This window comes from Streptomyces sp. NBC_00433, assembly GCA_036015235.1.
In the GTDB taxonomy this organism is placed as follows: domain Bacteria; phylum Actinomycetota; class Actinomycetes; order Streptomycetales; family Streptomycetaceae; genus Actinacidiphila.
Genome location: CP107926.1, coordinates 5,308,680 through 5,326,178, shown reverse-complemented (window position 1 = coordinate 5,326,178; position 17,499 = coordinate 5,308,680). Strand labels below are relative to the sequence as shown.

General features: G+C 68.8%; 15 protein-coding genes and 1 pseudogene. 5 read left to right on the top strand and 11 right to left on the bottom strand.

Annotated elements, in window-relative coordinates:
* Window positions 1-86: 86 nt before the first annotated feature.
* The 3 genes from OG900_22860 to OG900_22850 form a co-directional block, all read right to left on the bottom strand.
* The gene (locus tag OG900_22860) at window positions 87-761 is read right to left on the bottom strand and encodes a Crp/Fnr family transcriptional regulator (protein ID WUH92669.1); all 675 of its coding nucleotides are present in this window, start codon (window positions 759-761) and stop codon (window positions 87-89) included.
* 617 nt (window positions 762-1,378) lie between these two features.
* Window positions 1,379-1,885, bottom strand: coding sequence for a hypothetical protein (locus OG900_22855; protein ID WUH92668.1), 507 nt, complete (start codon window positions 1,883-1,885; stop codon window positions 1,379-1,381).
* A 160-nt stretch (window positions 1,886-2,045) separates the two neighbouring features.
* Entirely contained in the window at window positions 2,046-2,540 is a 495-nt protein-coding gene (locus OG900_22850; protein WUH92667.1) for a hypothetical protein, read from the bottom strand.
* Between the two features lie 143 nt (window positions 2,541-2,683).
* Here OG900_22850 and OG900_22845 point away from each other — a divergent pair, with 143 nt between their 5' ends.
* Window positions 2,684-3,454, top strand: a complete 771-nt coding sequence (locus tag OG900_22845) for an aminotransferase class IV family protein (GenBank protein ID WUH92666.1) — start codon at window positions 2,684-2,686, stop codon at window positions 3,452-3,454.
* Between the two features lie 687 nt (window positions 3,455-4,141).
* Window positions 4,142-5,419 carry an aspartate--tRNA(Asn) ligase gene (gene aspS, locus OG900_22840; protein WUH92665.1) on the top strand — a complete coding sequence of 426 codons (1,278 nt, stop codon included), beginning with the start codon at window positions 4,142-4,144 and terminating at the stop codon, window positions 5,417-5,419.
* An 87-nt stretch (window positions 5,420-5,506) separates the two neighbouring features.
* Here the strand turns inward: aspS and OG900_22835 are convergent.
* The 8 genes and pseudogenes from OG900_22835 to OG900_22800 all read right to left on the bottom strand — a co-directional run bounded on the left by OG900_22835 (window position 5,507) and on the right by OG900_22800 (window position 14,388).
* Window positions 5,507-5,694 (bottom strand): annotated as a pseudogene (locus OG900_22835) (ARMT1-like domain-containing protein).
* A gap of 121 nt (window positions 5,695-5,815) precedes the next feature.
* Entirely contained in the window at window positions 5,816-6,370 is a 555-nt protein-coding gene (locus tag OG900_22830) for a flavoprotein (GenBank protein ID WUH92664.1), read from the bottom strand.
* Between the two features lie 109 nt (window positions 6,371-6,479).
* A complete protein-coding gene (locus OG900_22825; GenBank protein ID WUH92663.1) occupies window positions 6,480-7,433 on the bottom strand; it encodes an FAD-binding oxidoreductase in 954 nt (317 codons plus the stop codon).
* Between the two features lie 62 nt (window positions 7,434-7,495).
* Window positions 7,496-8,398, bottom strand: a complete 903-nt coding sequence (locus OG900_22820; GenBank protein WUH92662.1) for a pyridine nucleotide-disulfide oxidoreductase — start codon at window positions 8,396-8,398, stop codon at window positions 7,496-7,498.
* A gap of 655 nt (window positions 8,399-9,053) precedes the next feature.
* Entirely contained in the window at window positions 9,054-11,633 is a 2,580-nt protein-coding gene (locus OG900_22815) for a DUF262 domain-containing protein (protein WUH92661.1), read from the bottom strand.
* A gap of 192 nt (window positions 11,634-11,825) precedes the next feature.
* A complete protein-coding gene (locus OG900_22810; GenBank protein WUH92660.1) occupies window positions 11,826-13,334 on the bottom strand; it encodes a LacI family DNA-binding transcriptional regulator in 1,509 nt (502 codons plus the stop codon).
* Between the two features lie 23 nt (window positions 13,335-13,357).
* The gene (locus OG900_22805; GenBank protein WUH92659.1) at window positions 13,358-13,705 is read right to left on the bottom strand and encodes a helix-turn-helix domain-containing protein; all 348 of its coding nucleotides are present in this window, start codon (window positions 13,703-13,705) and stop codon (window positions 13,358-13,360) included.
* A gap of 164 nt (window positions 13,706-13,869) precedes the next feature.
* Window positions 13,870-14,388 carry a helix-turn-helix domain-containing protein gene (locus tag OG900_22800; GenBank protein ID WUH92658.1) on the bottom strand — a complete coding sequence of 173 codons (519 nt, stop codon included), beginning with the start codon at window positions 14,386-14,388 and terminating at the stop codon, window positions 13,870-13,872.
* A 361-nt stretch (window positions 14,389-14,749) separates the two neighbouring features.
* Between OG900_22800 and OG900_22795 the strand changes: the two genes are divergently transcribed.
* From OG900_22795 to OG900_22785, 3 genes are all read left to right on the top strand, one after another.
* Entirely contained in the window at window positions 14,750-15,673 is a 924-nt protein-coding gene (locus OG900_22795; protein ID WUH92657.1) for a hypothetical protein, read from the top strand.
* Entirely contained in the window at window positions 15,670-16,362 is a 693-nt protein-coding gene (locus OG900_22790; protein WUH92656.1) for an ATP-binding protein, read from the top strand. Before OG900_22795 ends, OG900_22790 begins: the two co-directional genes overlap by 4 nt.
* Window positions 16,363-16,465: 103 nt before the next feature.
* Entirely contained in the window at window positions 16,466-17,230 is a 765-nt protein-coding gene (locus OG900_22785; protein ID WUH92655.1) for a DUF2637 domain-containing protein, read from the top strand.
* Window positions 17,231-17,499 lie beyond the last annotated feature (269 nt).

Genomic DNA, 17,499 nt, shown 5'->3' with positions numbered 1-17,499 from the left:
CGAGGTCCGCTGTGCACACCGCTGGGCGCCCGGCACGTAACGGCGGTCACATCGCCGCGTGCGTCACTCACTCCGGCGCGCAGCGCTCAGCCCCCCTTGGCCCAGAGCAAAAGTGTTTCCAGATCCTTGATCATGATCTCCCTGCGGGCGGTCTCCACCGCCCCCGACGCCCGTAACTGTCTGAGCCCACTGCCCACCGCGTTGCGCGTCACCCCGATCGATTGGGCCAGTTCCTCCTGCGTCAGACCCGTCAGCCGCAGCGGAGCCCTCGACACAGACAGCGGTACCGAGGCGGAGTGCGTCGCGCTGTTGGGGTCGGCCAGGTCGACAAGCCTCACGAGGGTGCGCGCAAGGCGTACGACCAACGGCAGAGTGAGTAACTCCGACCTCAAAAGGTCCGATTCACGCAGCCTGGCCATCGCTTGTCGCATCAGGTCCATCACCAGACGCCGCTGTTCTACGAAAGCCCTGAATCTGGCGGCCTCAAGGATGACCGCAGAACACGGGCTGAGCGCGATCACATCGGCAATGCGTGTGCCACCATCGAAGACCGCCACCTCGCCGAGCATATCTCCCGGCCCGCGGAAGGCGAGCAGGGTCGCGGTTCCGTCCCGATCTCGGCTTACAACCTTAGCGAGACCCTTGGTGAGGGCGAGCAGATGAGTCCCCGTATCCCCCTGCCGCAGCATCACGCTGCCCGCGCGGAAACGTCGTTCCGAGCCCTGGGCCAGGATCTCGGACCATAAGTCTACGGAGAGCACGGCTCGCCTTCCTCGCGGAGATCCTCACGGTTGGAAACTGCTTCGTCACCGATGGTTGTACTCTCCGCGCGTGCGTCGCGTAAGACGGCCGGTACACAGGCTGAAGTTTCCCCTATCGTGGGGCCCTAGCTGGAACGCGCCCTCGGCACCCGCGACCTCTCATCTGCTCTGCTGGCGGCCTGCCCGAACGGGTCCACAGCGCGTCGGCCTTCCCCGCGACCGCCTGACCCGCAAGCTCCCTCCGGCGCCGGAGCCGATCACCGGCCTGCCTCGCCGGTACGAGTACACCGTCTGTGCGCGCCCGGCCCCACACGAGGGCATCCGCCGCACCTGCGCGGGCCCGGACGTCACCTCGCAGGACACCCTGATCGAGCGCACCCGTACCGCCACACGCGGACGAGCCCAGGCCCCGCGCCGCCCCCACCGGCCACCACCCCAGCCCATTGTCCGGCGCAAGAGCCTGACCTCGCCTTTCGCGGCTGACGCCAACGTGCGCCTGTCCCCCGAGCGTGCCCGCAAGCTGGGCTCGCGTGCTATCCCGAGCAGAGCCACAGCACCGCTCCGGCGGCAAACCTGTGATCGATTCCAGACCGTCTCGGATCGAGGGGAGCCCGCCGTCAGTCGTCTGCTGCGACGATCAGCGCCAAGGACGCCCGCTCGCGGTCGATCACGACGTATTCATGGAACTCGGTATGCACCCCGCCCCAGTCGTGAAACGCGGTCCTGCCCAGATCCGGCAGGACGAAGCACCTGGCGGCCGCCGCGAGCACCGCGTACACCTCCGCGGCCATCACCGCTTCCAAGGCTTCGGGAAGCGCACCATGCTGGTCGGCCCAGCGACGGATCGCGCCTGCGGCCTCAGCGCTGCCCACCTCCTGGAAGGCACCTGCGGTGATGTGACGCTGCCAGTACGGCCCATGGCACTGCCCGGCCGCATCGGTGCCGCCCCCGGCGTAGTCATCGCGGAACTGCTCGTCGGCGACCAGCAGACCCAGCAGCTCATCGTCCTTGGCACCCGAGAGGATCCGGAAGGACTTCACGTCGGCCCATCGATGACCGTGTCCCGGGAACTTGTAGTCCCGGAAGTTCACGAAGCTCTGGGCAGCCAAGACGAGCTGAGTCACCGGACCACGCTAACCCGCCGGGCGGACACTTCAACATCGTCCGCGACGGAACCGCGACTGCGACGAGGACCGAGTTGCTCGCGGTGCAAACGCCGCCCCCACCAGCTCGACGGCCACCGCCATCACATAGGCGCCGACTCTCCCCGAAACCGTCGACGTCTCAGCGCGGACCCTGACGGCCAGCGCCATCAATCCAGTCTTCGCTGAATCGATGGCGGTCCAGACCCACGGCCAAAAACTCGTCCCCGTCCGCGCGCCTCACAGCGCCCAACCGTCGAAGCGCCTGTGAGATCGGGCTGCCGGCAGAGGGGAAGGGCCGACCCGGCGGCGTGTGCAGCGGTCCCAGCACCCTGGCCCCACCAGCCCACACTGCGGCTCGTTGCTCACCATCACCGCCGAAGAACTCCGCTTCCACATAGGCGACCGGCCCTGCGGTCGACCACTCCGCAAGCGTCACTTCGAAACCTCTCGGCAGTCGCCAGAATCCCAAAGCCCCGACGGAGCCGCCGTCCGTGACGGCGTCGAACAGCTGGTCCGTTATCACCATCAGCGACAGGCCCTGGCCAAGAGACGCCACCCCGGCACCGGGAAGGTCCCGTACGGCAGCACGCAGCAGCAGCTCCTCCGCGATCACCGCCTGCAGCTCGTAACCCATCCCCGGCCCTCCCGCAGTGGTCGAAGGCCTCATCCTGCCTTAGCAGGCCAATTCCCGCCCTGCCCGGCTACTCGCCCGCATCCAGCTTGACGACGGTTGCCTCCTGGAAATGCGGTCGCCAACCTGACTGTCATGCTTCGCCCATGGCCGAACTCGACGGACGTCCCGTCACCGTGTACGAACTCCAGGCTCTCGCCCTGACCAACTACGGTTCGTTCACGAGCCTGCGGGTGGACGACGGACGCGTTCGGGGCCTGGCACTGCACTTGGAGCGGCTCACCAGGGACAGCCGAATCCTGTTCGGGGTCGACCTCGACCTGGAGCACATCCGGAGCCTCGTTCGCCGCGTCGCGCCGAGGGTTGGGGCAGCGACCATTCGGGTCACTGTCTTCGACCCCGAGACCGATCTCGGCCATCCCAGCCGTGCCGACAATCCGCGCATCCTTGTGACCCAACGGTCGGCCGGGGTCTTGCCACTGCCGCCATTGTCAGTCCAGTCGAGGGTCTACCGGCGCGAAGTGCCCCATGTGAAGAGCGTGGGGCTCTTCGCCTCCCTTCACCAACGAAGGACCGCACAGCTCCACGGCTTCGATGATGCCCTCTTCGTGGACGAGGACGGCGTCATCAGCGAAGGCGTCACGTGGAACATCGGCTTCTACGACGGCCGCATCATCTGGCCGACCGCCGCAGCACTCCCAGGCATCACCATGCTGCTCCTGCAGGACGCCTACCAGCACATCGACATTCCCGTCACCCTGTCCGGCCTGAGCACGATGCAAGCGGCCTTCGCCACCAACGCCGCCATCGGCGTCCGAGCCATCGCCCGCATCGACAACACCGAACTCGCCGCCGACCACCCGATTCTGGACATCCTCCGCACGGAGTACCTGGATATCCCCGGCGAGCAGATCTGATCAGCGCGCAGGCATGGGCCTCGGGCCGGCGTGGGCTACGAAGGCAGCCGGAGATGACGAACGGCACCCGGCCGTACGAGCCGTCGTCCAGTACCACGGACGGCAACCGAGCGGGGGAAGACCCATGGCTCTGGTCGAAGGGGGCGTCGGTCTCGGCGGCCTGGAGGACGAATGCCGGTCTGGCTTCAGGCCTTCGTCGTAGACGTCATCCCATCAGCCCGTACGCCGCTCGACTCGTAGCTGCTGAGCGTGTCCAGCGATGAAGGGCGACCGACCAGGCGGACCTCTTTCTGGACTGAATGTCGAGGTTGCGGCGACCCGGCTGCAGCAGGTCCGCCGGCCGGCTCGATCTCTCCGCCCGGTGACCCGCAGGGTATCTCGTTGCTGACACGCAGTAGCCCCCGTATTCTCGGCCGTAACGCGTAGACGGAGACGAGTAACCGCAGGCCCACGCGAGCCGAGAGAGCTGCCGGTAGCTGAGAAGGCAGCCTCGCGACCTGGGGCGAAGACACTCCCGAGCGCGGGGAGGAACGGCCGAAGGCCCCATGCCCCGCCGGTTTGCCCCCGTGACCGGGCAGGAACGAGGCCGTCACGCTGCGCGTGGCGGCGAAGGTGCGGTGGCACCGCGAGTTGCCCTTCTCGCCCGCACCCAGAAGGGATCACCACGACGCCCCTTGGAGGGCCGCGATGATCCGCACGACGAACCGCGTCCTGGCGGCCGAGCTGCCGGCGCACGTAGGCGAAACCGTCGAAGTCTCCGGCTGGCTGCACCGCCGCCGTGAACTGAAATCCGTCACCTTCCTGGTCCTGCGGGACCGCTCCGGGCTGGCCCAGGTCGTCTTGACCACGCCCGATGGTGACGTCCCCGAAGAGACCGTGCTGCGGGTACGCGGCACGGTCACCGCCAACGCGCAGGCGCCCGGCGGGATCGAGCTGACCTCGCCGCAGATCGAGCCGCTGTCCTCGCTCGCCCAAGCCCCGCCGTTCGACCTGTACCGCCCCGCGGTGTCCGCAGGACTGCCCACCATCCTCGACCACGCACCCGGGGCCCTGCGCCATCCGCAGCTCAAGGCGCCGTTCCAGCTCTCCGCCGCCTCGGTGGCGGGATTCCGGGCCACACTGGACGCACTCTCCTTCACCGAGATCCACACGCCGAAGGTCGTCTCCTCGGCAACGGAGTCCGGTGCGAACGTCTTCGCTCTGGACTGGTTCGGCCGCCCCGCCTATCTCGCGCAGTCCCCGCAGTTCTTCAAGCAGGCCATGGTCGGGGTTTTCGAGCGGGTCTACGAGACCGGCCCGGTCTTCCGCGCCGAGCCGCACGACACCGCCCGCCACCTGGCCCAATACACCAGCCTCGACGCCGAGCTGGGGTTCATCACCGACCACCGCGACGTGATGGCCGTGGTGCGGGAAGCCATTGCCGGCATGGTCGAGAGCATCGAGGAGCGGTCCGCCGAGGCCGTGGAGCGGTTGGAGTTGAAGCTCCCTGAGGTGCCCGCGGAGATCCCGCAGATCCACTTCGCCGACGCGATGAAGATGCTCGGTGTGGACGAGCCCGACCTCGCACCGGCACACGAACGCTTCCTCAGCGAATGGGCGCTGCGCGAGCACGGCAGCGAGTTGCTGTTCGTGACCGGCTACCCGATGGCCAAGCGCCCCTTCTACACCCATCCGGACCCGGACCGGCCCGCGTACTCCAACAGCTTCGACCTGCTCTTCCGCGGCCTGGAACTGGTCACCGGCGGGCAGCGGCTGCACCGTTACGAGGACTACGTGGCCGCGTTGGCCGCGCGCGGCGAGCCCGCGGAGCCGTACGAGAGCTACCTGTCCGCCTTCGCGCACGGGATGCCCCCACACGGCGGCTTCGCCCTCGGCCTGGAACGCTGGACGGCCCGCCTGACCGGCGCCGACAACATCCGCCGCACCACCTTGTTCCCTCGCGACCTGCATCGCTTGACGCCCTGACCGTGACCCTGACCGGGCGCTGGTGGCTCGGGGCGTTCTGCGCAGCCCGAAGCCACCAGGCCGGTCAGGGCCGGAAGCAGATCGCCCCGGCGTATCGGTGTACGGCAGCGGAGCGCATGAGAAGGAGTGGCTGCGCACGCTCAGCCGACCGCTGGTGAGCGCCTCCCACAGCCGGGCGCCGATCTTCTCGGCCCGGCCCGGGCGTCGGTGATACGGCCCAGGCGGTCGACGACGTCCGCGGTCGTGGCGTCGGACACGTAGTACGGATGCGGCTGACGTCCAGCACATGCGGTGCGGCATCGACTCGGATCTGCGCAATCTCCGTCTGCTCGGCGAGCGACCGCTGGCCCTCACACTCCGAAGCGAGGAGAACGCTCACTCGCCCGGAAAGGGTGCTCACCGCCGCGCGTCCACAGCTGGGCCGAGCAGTTCCAGCGCTTCCTCCCAGCGGAACCGATCAGCGCCCCCGCCGGCCTTCGGCGGATGTGGCTCGCGGGAACTGACCATGACGCCCATCCCCCGCAGCCGGGCCAGGCTCTCCTGGTAAGCGGGGTGGGCGGCCATGGCCGAGTTCACGTACGGCAGCACAGCCGTCGGAATGCCAAGGCCGTACGCCTCGCAGAGAATGCCCAACGCCAGCGTGTCGGAGACCCCGGCAGCCCATTTGTTGATCGTGTTGAAAGTCGCCGGCACAACGGCGATGGCGTCCGCAGGCGGTAGCGGCCGCGGGTCGCCGGGCAACCGCCACGCAGACCTGATCGGGTAACCCGTCTGCGCCTCGACGGCCGCGGCATCAATGAAACCGAGCCCCTGTGGTGTCGCAACCACCCCAACGCCCCAGCCGCGGCCCTGCGCCATGGTGATCAGCGTGCCCACGTCCCCCGCGACACCCGCCGCGCACACCACGACGTACAGGAACGGCTTCGGTCGCTCGCCCAACGACTCGTTCATAGGCAACTCCCTGCTCGACGGCGGAGCACGGGGGTGCGCTCCTTTGGACCGTAACGGCGAACGGACGCAGCATCGTCCACCGCGCTCCTGAGCGGCTCGTGGCCTCTCGTCACCGCTCACCGAGCAGGGTCAGAACGGTCTCGGCGCACCCCCAGGACAGCGTGACGCCCGCGCCGCCGTGGCCGTAGTTGTGTACCACCAACGTCCCGTCCGCCAGCCGATCAGCCTCGACTCGCACCTTGCTCCGGGTGGGCCTGGCTCCGACGCGGCCGCCGAGAACCCGCGCCTCTGCCAACCGCGGCTCGACCTCGGCGCACCTGCGCAGGATCGCCGACGCTGCCTCCTCGTCCGGTCCCAAGCCGCCCTCACCGTCGATCGCCGTGCCGCCGAGAACGACGGTGTCGCGGTGCGGATAGATGCACAGGAGGTCCGGCGACGTGCCGGTGTCCTCGGAGAAGAACTCGGTCAAGCCGGGGTTCGAGACGACGACGTGCTGTCCGCGGATCGGACGCAGGTCGGGGTCCGGTACGAGAGCGCGGGAGCCGAGGCCCGTGCAGTTGATGATCGCCGAGGACGGACCGGCTTCGGCGAGGTAGCCGAGGGTTCGCTGCTCAACGGTTCCTCCGGCCCTGCGCAGGCGCTGCTGGAGGTAGGCAAGGTAGACCGGCATGTCGATGAGGGGCACCGTGAACCGGTAACCGGCGGTGAATCCACTGGGGAGTTCGGCCGGCTTGCACGGACGGAAGCCAGGCAGCGTTGTAGCCCAGTCCGGCGCGGTTTCGGCTGTGCGGGAGGCTTCGATGCCGCTGGTGAGCCGCACCCCTGTGGCCGAGTCCTCGCTCAATGTCCCGAAGATTTCCCGCGACCGTTGACTCCAGTGATCGACCTGGTCCTTCGGTTCTACCAGGTACGGTCCCCACATCGCCCCCGCAGCAAGTGATGTGGCCCCGGGAAGCCGATCGCAGACCACATGAATTCGCCAGCCGCTCTCGGCGAGCAGCACCGCCGTGGTCAGTCCGACCACACCGGCTCCAACGACGACAGCGCGCCTCTCTGAGGTCACGGGACGACCCTCACGGCTCGTGACAGGGCGGGTTCCAGCGCTTCTCGTTCGGATGCCGCACGTTACGCAGACCCCACACCCCGCAGGCCGTAGTACGCCCCCAGGGCGGCCTCGCTCCCGGAGCCGGTAGCGGGCATGATGCGCTGGTAGCGGGAGGAGCGCAGGTCACCGGCGGTGAGGATGCGCGGGTGCTGGCGGTCCGGCGGGCAGTAGCCGGTGCTGTCGGGCACCAGGGCGCCTTGCGGTGGCCTGGGGGCGCTCCCCAGGTTGAGGTAGGCAGCGTCGGCAGTCCCCGCACCGCGGCGGCCGTCTCGGCCGAGCCACTCAGCGGAGAACGCCGAAGCACCGCCCACCTGGACCGACAGGCGGGTGACCGGCAGCGGGATGACGCGGGCGTCCTCGCGTACTTCGTCGATCTTGTAGTCGTCCTCCGGCGGATACGCGACAAGGACCGTCGTGTCGAGTGCGGGGTGGGCACGGAGGAACGTGCCGAGGGGACGGTCTGCGCCCAGCACGAGGAGGGAACCGGCAGCCGTCTCGCGGGCTTCCGCGCCCCAGAGGGTGGGCAGGTCAGAGTCGCTTGCAACCGTCAGCCAGGCGGCGGCCGAGACGGAGACCGGGCCCACGCCGGTGGCCACGACAGCGTAAGAGGCGCTGACGGTGCGGCCAGTGTCCGTCGTGACCGCCACGTGGTCGTCGTAAGCACAGACCTCGGTCGCCCGCGCGCCGAGGTCCACCTCGCACAGCTCGGCGCGAGCGACGTCCTCCGCAATAGCTGCAGCCAGTTCCGGCCCGCCGGTATGGCCGCCCACGACATTGTTGATCGCGGCGATGTGCTGGAGCTTGGCGCACAAGGCGTCCGGCTCGATCAGGATCGACCGCATGCCGACGCTCGCGGCCATCACCGCAGCCGCGCAGCCGGCCGGCCCTCCGCCGACGATGACCAGGTCCGTGATCGCTGTCATGGGGCTATTCCAGCACCAGGACGTCGAGCTTCGGGACCAGCTGAGTGGCCTGTGCCGATGAACCGGCGGCGACCGTGAGGCTGGAGTCGTGGACGCGACCCTCCGTCGCTGGCGGAGGCATCGGTGAGGATCCAAGGCGCGTAGCCCGGCTCGAAGGCATCTGCCGCGGATCTCAGAATGCAGCTCGCCCCTGTCTCGCACACCATCGAGAGTGCTCCTGCGCCGGTTGTAATGGCCGGTAGCCGACCACCGTCGAGAACAATGGCGGCAGTCGTTGGGAGTCCCCTCCCAGCTGCTGGGTGAGTATGCACCGAGGCCATGCCCCATGCGGAGGATCTTCCCATCCCGAAAGCTCTTGGCCTCGGACATGACCGAGGGCCCCCTCAGGAGCCCTCGGCGCTCAACCTCCGAAGGTCTCACCTGCCTCGCGCGATCAACATAATGACCACGATCAACAGGAGTGAAATCGGTTCCATGGCGGACTCCCTCATCAGTGCCCCTTGGGGCGGTGGATGCAGGGAACCGACGGATAGGTAAGCACCACGATTATGCCGCAAGCGCCCTCGGTTGGAGCCGATTTGACAGCCTTGGGGTAGTGTCGCGGTTCTGAATCCCGCCGGATCTGGTGAGTCCGTCCTGCGACGACCCCGAACAGCTAGGTAGCGTCAGGAGGTGGCCCGCTCGTCACCTGAGCTTGCGCAACGGTGTGCGCGAACCACTCCAGCACCGCACAGAGCTCACCGCTGTGCGTCGCGAAGACCTCCAGGGGGAAGGACGGACGCAGGTCCAATTTGGCCTCTGCCAGCTCGACTCCGGCAATCGCGTTGAGCCGGCTCAGCAGCTCGCGCCGCGGCGGCTCGTCGTCGAAGGGCGGACGCCGCTTCAGATACTGGAAGACGACCTCTACCGTGCCGGACACCGGGTAGATCCCCAGCGGCCATGTCATACGGACACCTGACGTACCGCTGAGCGGGGCTGTGGGGAAACAGCTCGTCTCGGCTGCGCGCCCGTAAGCGAGGTGGCCACCCTGCTGTTCCCAGAAACGCAGCGCCTCCAGGACGCCGTCCACGGTCTCGCTTGTCTGGTTGTCGCGCAGCTGCGTCTCGAAGCGGGCAGCTGCCGACTGCTGCCCCGCGTCGCTCCCGGGAGCGGAAGGCACGGACTCCTCGTCGAGGTCCTTGCCCGTGAGGGTCGCCAAGTCTGAGGTGGTCAACCGATGAGAGCGTCGAGCCCGGCCGGCTTCGTCGAAGGGGACGCCCTCCGCTTCCAGGCTCGTGCGGGCATCTCCGGACTTCGTTCCGTCCAGCCATCGAAAGCCGGCTGCAACTCGTCCGTCCGCTGTCAGCACTCGGTAGGCGCCGTGAAGTCCGCCCTTCGTGGCCAAGTGCTGGCCGACCGGAACGGCATGGGTACCGATGAGTGCGGCAAGATCGCCGTACGTCGTCCACGTGCCGGCCGGCATGGCAAGGAGAGCAGCGCGCAGCTCCTTCCAGCCGGTCCACTCGTCGTCCGCGGGGATCGTCCCGGTGACCGGCCCGGGCCACAGCCTCACTGCCCGGTCAGCGAGTTCGTCGGCGCGAGCCAGGATCTCCCTTTGACCCCACCGCTCCTGTTCGGCGATGGCCTGGTTCATGCGCAGGGCGCTGCAGTCCAAGATCTCCTGCTTGCGGCGGAACGGGTGATTGGACAGCTTCGCGTTGTCCGCCGAAAGGGTCAGATTGCCCAGTGTGTGGACGAGCGACGCGTGGAGCTCTTCCGGGGTCTGCCTGTCATCGGTCTCCTCCGCAAGCAGGTCCAGCCACTGGTGAGCGGGGCTCTGCGGGAGCACATGCTCCACCGTGAGATCTGCTTTGGCGTAGTCAACCGGTTCGCTTCCCCCGTAACTCTCCTCCAGCCTGCGCAGTACGTGGAAGCGCTGGTTGCTGCGACCCGACTTGTAGAAGGGCCGCAAGCGAATCGCCTTGCGGACGGCGTCGTCGTCGGGCCAGACCCGTGCCCCGGTCTTGTTCTTCGACAAGAAGCGGCGGACGGCCTCCCCAGGGTCGTTGTCCTTCTCCAACTCCTTGGGGATCTCCATGAACACGCGGTTGCTGCCCATCGTGGACTGGCCGGCCAACAGCCGTCGCACCATGTAGCTCTCGGAATAGGCGAGCGCTTGGGCTGCCTGGCTGGGCGCAGTCTGGCCCGCGTCCACGCGGTCGAGGAGTTGAAGCGCCAGCGGGTAGTGCGTCTGGCCTCCCCAGCGGGAGAGACGCTCAAGGACTTCGCGCAGATCCGGGTCCGGTTCCCGCTCGGGCTGCAGGATGCGCACGAGGCGTTCGGCGCGTTGCGCGAGGGCCGTGATCTCCTTCTCGAGTGCGGCTTCGTCCGTGCTGATGGGTTCCAGGCGCCTCTTCTGGTCGCGGTAGATCTCGCTCTGCTTGGCACGACTGTTGCCGCCGACGACCAGGTCCAGCCACACGAGCAGTTCGAGGTTGGCAGGACCGAGAAGTTCCTGCATCGGCAGCCAGCGATTGCGGTAGACCCACTCGCCGCGCGTCGGCAGACACATGAAGACGTAGTTGCGCAGCAGGTCGCTCTGGCTGAGTCCCACACCGGTGTTGTTGATCGACTCGAAAATCCGATAAACGTTGTCGCCCTCGGCCGCGGTGATCTCGACGACCGACAACAGACCGCCCAAGACGGCCTCCACCACATCCGTCCACGCCTCGCCTCCGTTCTCCTCCCCGTCGGTCAGTGCCGACAGGAAGAAGCGATAGGCGGCGCCCACGTTGCCGGGCCCGCCCGCCTTGGGCCAGGTCTCGATACAGCCGATGAACGCGTCACGGTCCGCTTGCGTGGGCAGTAGCCGGTAGTGGTCATCACCGCTTCGGTACTTGTTGACCAGGACCAAGTCATGAATGCGGTCGGCTCTCTGCTCCGCTCCGCGCGCACGGTGGCAGTCACGCAAGGCCGTGAACGCCAGCATCAGGGTGGTCAGCCGCTGCTGCCCGTCGACAACGAGCCAGCGCTGCATCCCTCCCGCAGTGATCCGACCAGGTGCCAGCACCACGGAGCCGAGGAAGTGCGCCGTCGGAGTTCTCCCCTCCGACTGGTCCTCGACCAGCTCCAGCACGTCGTCCCAGAGCTGCTGCAGATGCTCCCGTTCCCAACTGTAGGTGCGTTGGTACAGCGGCACTTGGTACTGCTTCTCGCCCTGGACGAGGTTCTTGAACGTGGTCTCCTGAGCGTGCACGAATACCTCTTCCAGGCAGGTCTCGATAGGCCTCCATAGTTCCACTGCCACAACGGCCCAAGGCCGAAAACCGGACAACTAGCCCGAGAGGCGCTCCTGTAAAGGGAGCTGCACCACTTACACCTTGGCGTCGACAGGCGGCCGCAGGCGCGTAGGCCATGCGTCTGCGACCGCCGTCTTCGACGACTTTCTTTACCCGCTCGCGGCTCGTGCGTGCAGGAGCCTGTTGAGCGTGTCGACCGGTGAGGTGGGGTGCATGCTCAGCCGGGCGTCGAGCGCCGCTTCCCACTGCGCGGTGAGGCCGGCCGTCAGCCGCTGGCGCATGGCAGGGGTGACGTGGGCGTACCGTGCCGAGACCGAGCCGTCGAAGTGGCCCATGCGGTCGTCCATGAGGACCTTTTCCGTGCCCAGGCCCTCCATCACCGTCCGGTGGGTGTGCCGCAGGCCGTGAGGAGTGAGCCCCTTGGCGATCGGCGCCCAGCAGGTATCGGCTCGGCCCTCGGCGTTGCGTCCCCGTACCGGGATTCCTGGCCAGGGCTCGCCGATGAGAGGCACAGGTCGGGACCCACCCCTCGACCGGTACGACCCCGAGACGGCCGGGATGAACAGCCACGTGGCGAAGCTGCTGCGGCGCCAGTGCGGGGTGTGTCCGACGATGGTGCCGCCACGTACGAAGCCGAGGTCAGCGATGGCCTTCTGCACGCGGATGCGGGTGGCCTCGGTGACCCGGTCCGGGTGGTTGAGGACGTTGGACACGGTGCCGGCGGACGTACCGGCCCGCCGGGCGACGTCGACGAGCTTCGCGCCGTGGTGGCCTCCGGTGCGTGCCGCCCGCTGCCCTCGGAAGACGTACGTCTTGTCGTGGCAGGAGCACGGGGTCGGCTTGGTCCGGGCAATGTGGTCGGCCAGCAGTGCCCTCAGCCAGGGCGGCAGGTCGATGGTGCGGTAGCTGTCGTCCTTGGGCGGGCAGCGCACCATTTCGCCGTCGTCGAGCTGGTACAGCTGCCACTCGACGCGGATGGCGCCGGGGCGTACGAAGCCGGTCTCCAGACCGACGACTTCGCCCCAGCGCATGCCGGTGAAGGCCATGAGGACCACGGCGACGAACTCGTCGTCGCGCCCGGACAGGAGGGCGGCCCGCTCGGCGATGAGCAGGGCGCCGAGCGGATCGGTGATGACCTTTTCCGGCCCGCGGTTGCGGGAGCGGCCGGCACGCTTGCCCCGCCCGCGCCGTGTCGTGGCCGGGTTGGCCTCGATAAGGCCCTCATCGACGGCGTCGGCCAGGATGAGGTGGAGCACCGCCCGCCAGGTCTTCACGCTGGTGGCGGCGTACAGCGCCTTCTCCTTCTTCTCCCACAGCGCGACGTCGGTCCGGAGGATGCCGCCGAGTGCTTTGTCCTCGAAGTCAGGGAGCAGGTGCTCCTCGATGTGGCGCCGGTAGTTCTGCATGGTCGAAGCGGCCAGGTCCTGGGCGGCGTACCACCGGCTGGCGTACTCGCCGAACGTCTCCTGGCCGAGCCCCGGATCGCGCCACTTGCCGCGCCGGAACCCGAACTCCGCCTCGTCCGCAGCCCGTTTTGCTTCCCGCTTGGTCGGGAACTTGACCACCGCGCCCGCCGCGTCGACGACCGTGCCGTGCTTGCCTGGCGCGGTCTTGAACCGGCCGCGCCAGTAGCTTCCCCGCTTCTCCGCGAAACCCATGGGTCCTCCTCTCCAGTGTCGCTCTACGCGGCCGTATCGAACTGGTCGCGGCGCAGCCGACGGGGAGAACGCGCGCGAAGGCGCTCCGCCTGGGCCGGATGGGCAGCCGTGGAAGCGGATGGCCGGGGAACCGGCCTCCGCGTGGCCACCTCGGGCTCCGGCATCCGCGCCGGTCGCTCCTCGTTGAGGCGGATGATCTCGGCGAGGTGCTCGGCGGTGAAGCGGTACGCGCGGCCGACCCGGGTGAAGGGGATGAGGCGTCGGCGGGCCCGGTCCTGGACCCACCAGGCGGAACAGCCGAGGACGTCGGCTATCTCCTCGGGGCGGTAGAGCCGGGGCACTGGGGCCTCGTGCTGGGGGCGTTCAGGCATGGGCGGTCGCCTCCTCCGCGCGGGCGCGGGCAGCGGAGGTCGCGGGCATGGCGGGGTGACGCACGGGGTGTCCTCTTCTGGCGGCGTGGGGAGCGGCAACTCCGTCGGCTCGCCGGTGTGGTGCTCAGGGATGGGCGGTGCGGTGCGGGGGCTTCGAGGCGGGGCTATTCGGTGTCCTTCTGGTTGGGGCTGGGGCGGTTGTGCAGTTGGTACGGCTGGGGCAGGCCGATGAGTTCTTCGGCGACGGCGAGGGACGCGGCGGCTTCGGCTTCTTCGCGGACGTCGGGGTGTTCGTCGAGGTAGGCGTCGAGGGCGTCGCGGGCCTGGGCGGCGGCGAGGTTGGCCATGTGGGAGGCGCGATAGGCGCGTCTGATGTCCTCGACGAGCTCCGTCGCGCGGGCGTGGGCGGCGAGTCTCGGGGGGCCGACGAGGTTGGCCAGGGAAATGCCGAAGACCTCGGCGAAGCCGAGGGCGTCGTCGACGGTGACCCGGCGCTGGCCGTTCTCGATCCGCCATACGGCGGAGGGGTTCATCTCGTAGCCGGCGGCGTTGAGGCGGTCGGACAGGGCGTTGGTGCTCCAGCCGCGGGAGTCCCGTTCGAGCTTGATGCGCACCGCGACGTTCTCCTCGCCGGCGAGTTGGTTGATGCTCGGGCCTGGCAGGTCCTCCTCGTTGTCGCCCACCAGCACATCCTTCCGTTCGTAGTACCTCACTGCAATCCGCAGGGAGACTACTAGGATACACGCCGTTCTGCCGATTGCAAGTAGTTGCTGCGATCCGCAGAGATGTGGTATTGTCTTACCATCCCCCACCCTGCCCACCGACCCCCCAAGCGCGACAAAGCCCCCGGCGCTGACACGCCGGGGGCTGAAGCAGAACCCTCGAAGACCGCCCATCCCTGAACGACCACGACCGGCATTCGGCCCCGGGATTGCCGTCCCGAAGCCCACCAGGAGAGGAACTTCTGTGAACCAGCGTACGGCCCCGCTGGCCGTATCCGCACCCCCGTCCCCGCAGCCCGACCCGAAGGCGGGGTGCTGAGGCATGGCCCGGATACGCACCATCAAGCCCGAAGCCTTCGCCTCGGAGTCCCTGGCCGCGGTGTCCCTGTCCGCCGAGCGGACCTTCTTCGGCCTGCTCACCCAGACCGACGACCACGGCCGCTTCCGCGACCAACCCGCCGTCATCGCCGGACTGCTGTGGTCCCTGCGCCCCGACCACGGCCCCCTCGGCGTCGAGGACGACCTCACCCAGCTCGCCGCCGCCGACCTCGTCTGCCGCTACGACGGCGACGACGGAAAGCAGTACCTGCACATCGTCACCTGGCACCGCCACCAGAAGATCAACCGCCCCAGTGGAGTCCGCGCACCCGCCTGCCCCCGCCACGAGGCCGCCGGGAGCAGTGAGCCGTCACGGCAGGGTCGGCGAGTCCTCCGTGAGGAGTCGGTGAGCCCTCACGGAGTCCTCGCCGAGGACTCGCGGCAGACGCACGAGCCCTCACCGAATCACGAACCCGCAGGTCAGGCCCGGCTCGTGGAGCCCTCACCGAGGGCTCACGGAGGACTCACTGAGGCCGCGGTGAGCCCTCAGGGTCCGGATCTAGGACCTAGGATCCTGGATCTAGGATCAATCCCTTCGGGGGGCGCGAGCGCCCCCGCGCCCAGCCCCACCGTCTCGGCGAAGCAGCTCATCGGCGAGTACGTCGCGGCGTGCGCGCGCCGCCCGCCGGAGAAAGTCCTCGGGCACCTCGGCCGGGAAGTCCATCAGCTCCTGGGCGAAGACATCGCCGCCGACCACATCCGTGCCGGACTGGACCGGCTCCGGGCCAAGGGGCTGAGCCCGAGCGTCCTGCCGAGCCTGGTCAACGAAGCGATGAACGCCACCCCGCCGCAGGCTAACCCCCGCACGCCACACCGCGCGTGGACCAACCCCGCCGACATCGAGAGCGCCTATGGCGGTGACCTGTGACCACCGCCACCCGCGAACCACGAACCGCCGCCAGGGCGGTGAGCCGTATCACCGCGATCCTGGCTGCCCGGGGCATCGACCCACGAGCCGAGGTCGTCCAGGAAGCGGAACCGGTCGCAGCGCTGCAGCTCGCCGACGCCCGCATCCCGGCCCGCTACCGCCACGCGCTGGCCGACCACCCGCGCGTCACCGCCTGGGTCACCGGGATCGCCCACGCGGGCAGGCCAGGCCCCGGCGGGGCACCTGGTATCGCCACCGGCCCGTCGCTGCTGATCGCAGGCCCCACCGGCACCGGCAAGACCCACCAGGCCTACGGCGCGATCCGCACCCTCCTGGCTGCCGGTGTCCGGCTGCGGTGGGAGGCGACGACCGCCGCCGACCTCTACGCCGCCCAGCGCCCCCAGCACGGCAGTGACCCCGAGCAGCAGCTCTGGCGCCTGGCCCGCAGCCCGCTCCTGCTGCTGGACGACCTCGGCGCGGCCAAGCAGTCCCCGTGGACGGAGGAGCTGACCTACCGGCTGGTCAACCACCGCTACAACCAGCTCCTCCCGACGCTGGTCACCACCAACCTGCCCGTCGCCGAACTCCGCGACGCCGTCGGCGACCGCGTCGCCTCCCGCCTCGCCGAGATGACCGAACGCGTCATCCTCACCGGTCACGACCGCAGAAGGCGCACCACCGCCTGGTAACCGGCCCCGGGTCGCCTCGCGGACCCGCCGTCACGCCCCCGCCTTGCTTCTCCGCTGACGCCTGCCCGTGCGCGGAAGCAGAACCCACCCCCGGAGTTCCCGCATGCCCCCGAACACCCGCACCACAGCCCACCAGGCAACCGCCTGGGACCGCGCAGCCGTCGCGCTCCTCGGCGCCGCCGGCTGCACCCTCTCCTACGACGCCCTCCAGCAGATCGCCATCGCCATCCACATACGCCCCGCCCTGACCTACCTCTTCCCCCTGGTCATAGACGGCTTCATCGCCTACGGCGTCCGTGCCCTCCTGGTCCTGCGCGACGCGCCCTTCCGCGCCCGCCTCTATATCTGGACCCTGTTCGCCACCGCCACCACAGCTAGCGTCTGGGCCAACGCCCTCCACGCCGTCCGCCTCAACCAGCAGACCCACGCCACCGGCCTTCACCTGGACGACACCACCGTCGGCATCCTGTCCACCATCGCCCCACTCGCCCTCGCCGGAGCCGTCCACCTCCACATCCTCATCACCCGCGCCGACAACACCTCGCCCACGACCGGTGCCATCACGCAGGCCGAGACCGTCGAGCATCCACACGAGACTCCGGGCGTTCCCGAGCAGGAGATCGAGCACGCCCGCCCAGAACTCCCCGCGGCACGGTACGGAAACGACCACCCGGTCCGCCGCATCGGCAGGCCACCCAGCGCGGAACTCGACGAACTCCTCGTCCTCGCCCGCCCCGCCTTCCGCCTGCACGAAACCCCCACCCGCGCCGTGGTCCGCGAGACCATCCGCGCCGCCGGCCACACCATCAGCGAGGACCGCCTCACCCAGCTCATCACCACGCTCCGCCGCGAACGCGACAGCCACTGACCGGAAGTCTCCCCAGGTCAACCCGCGGACCAGTCCCAGCTGGTCCGCCCAACCGGTCAACACCCGAAGCGGCGGTCCCCCGCCCGAAAGCCCCCGGACCACCCCCACGGGCCTCTCAACACGGCCTGCCGGAAGCTCACCTGTTCAGTTACTGAACAGCGGGGCCGTTCAGTAACTGAACAGAAGCCGTGTTCTGAAACTGAACGTACGCCCCTCGCCTCGTCCCGCCACGGAACAAGAACTCCGTTCCGCCACGGAACCCGCTGCCC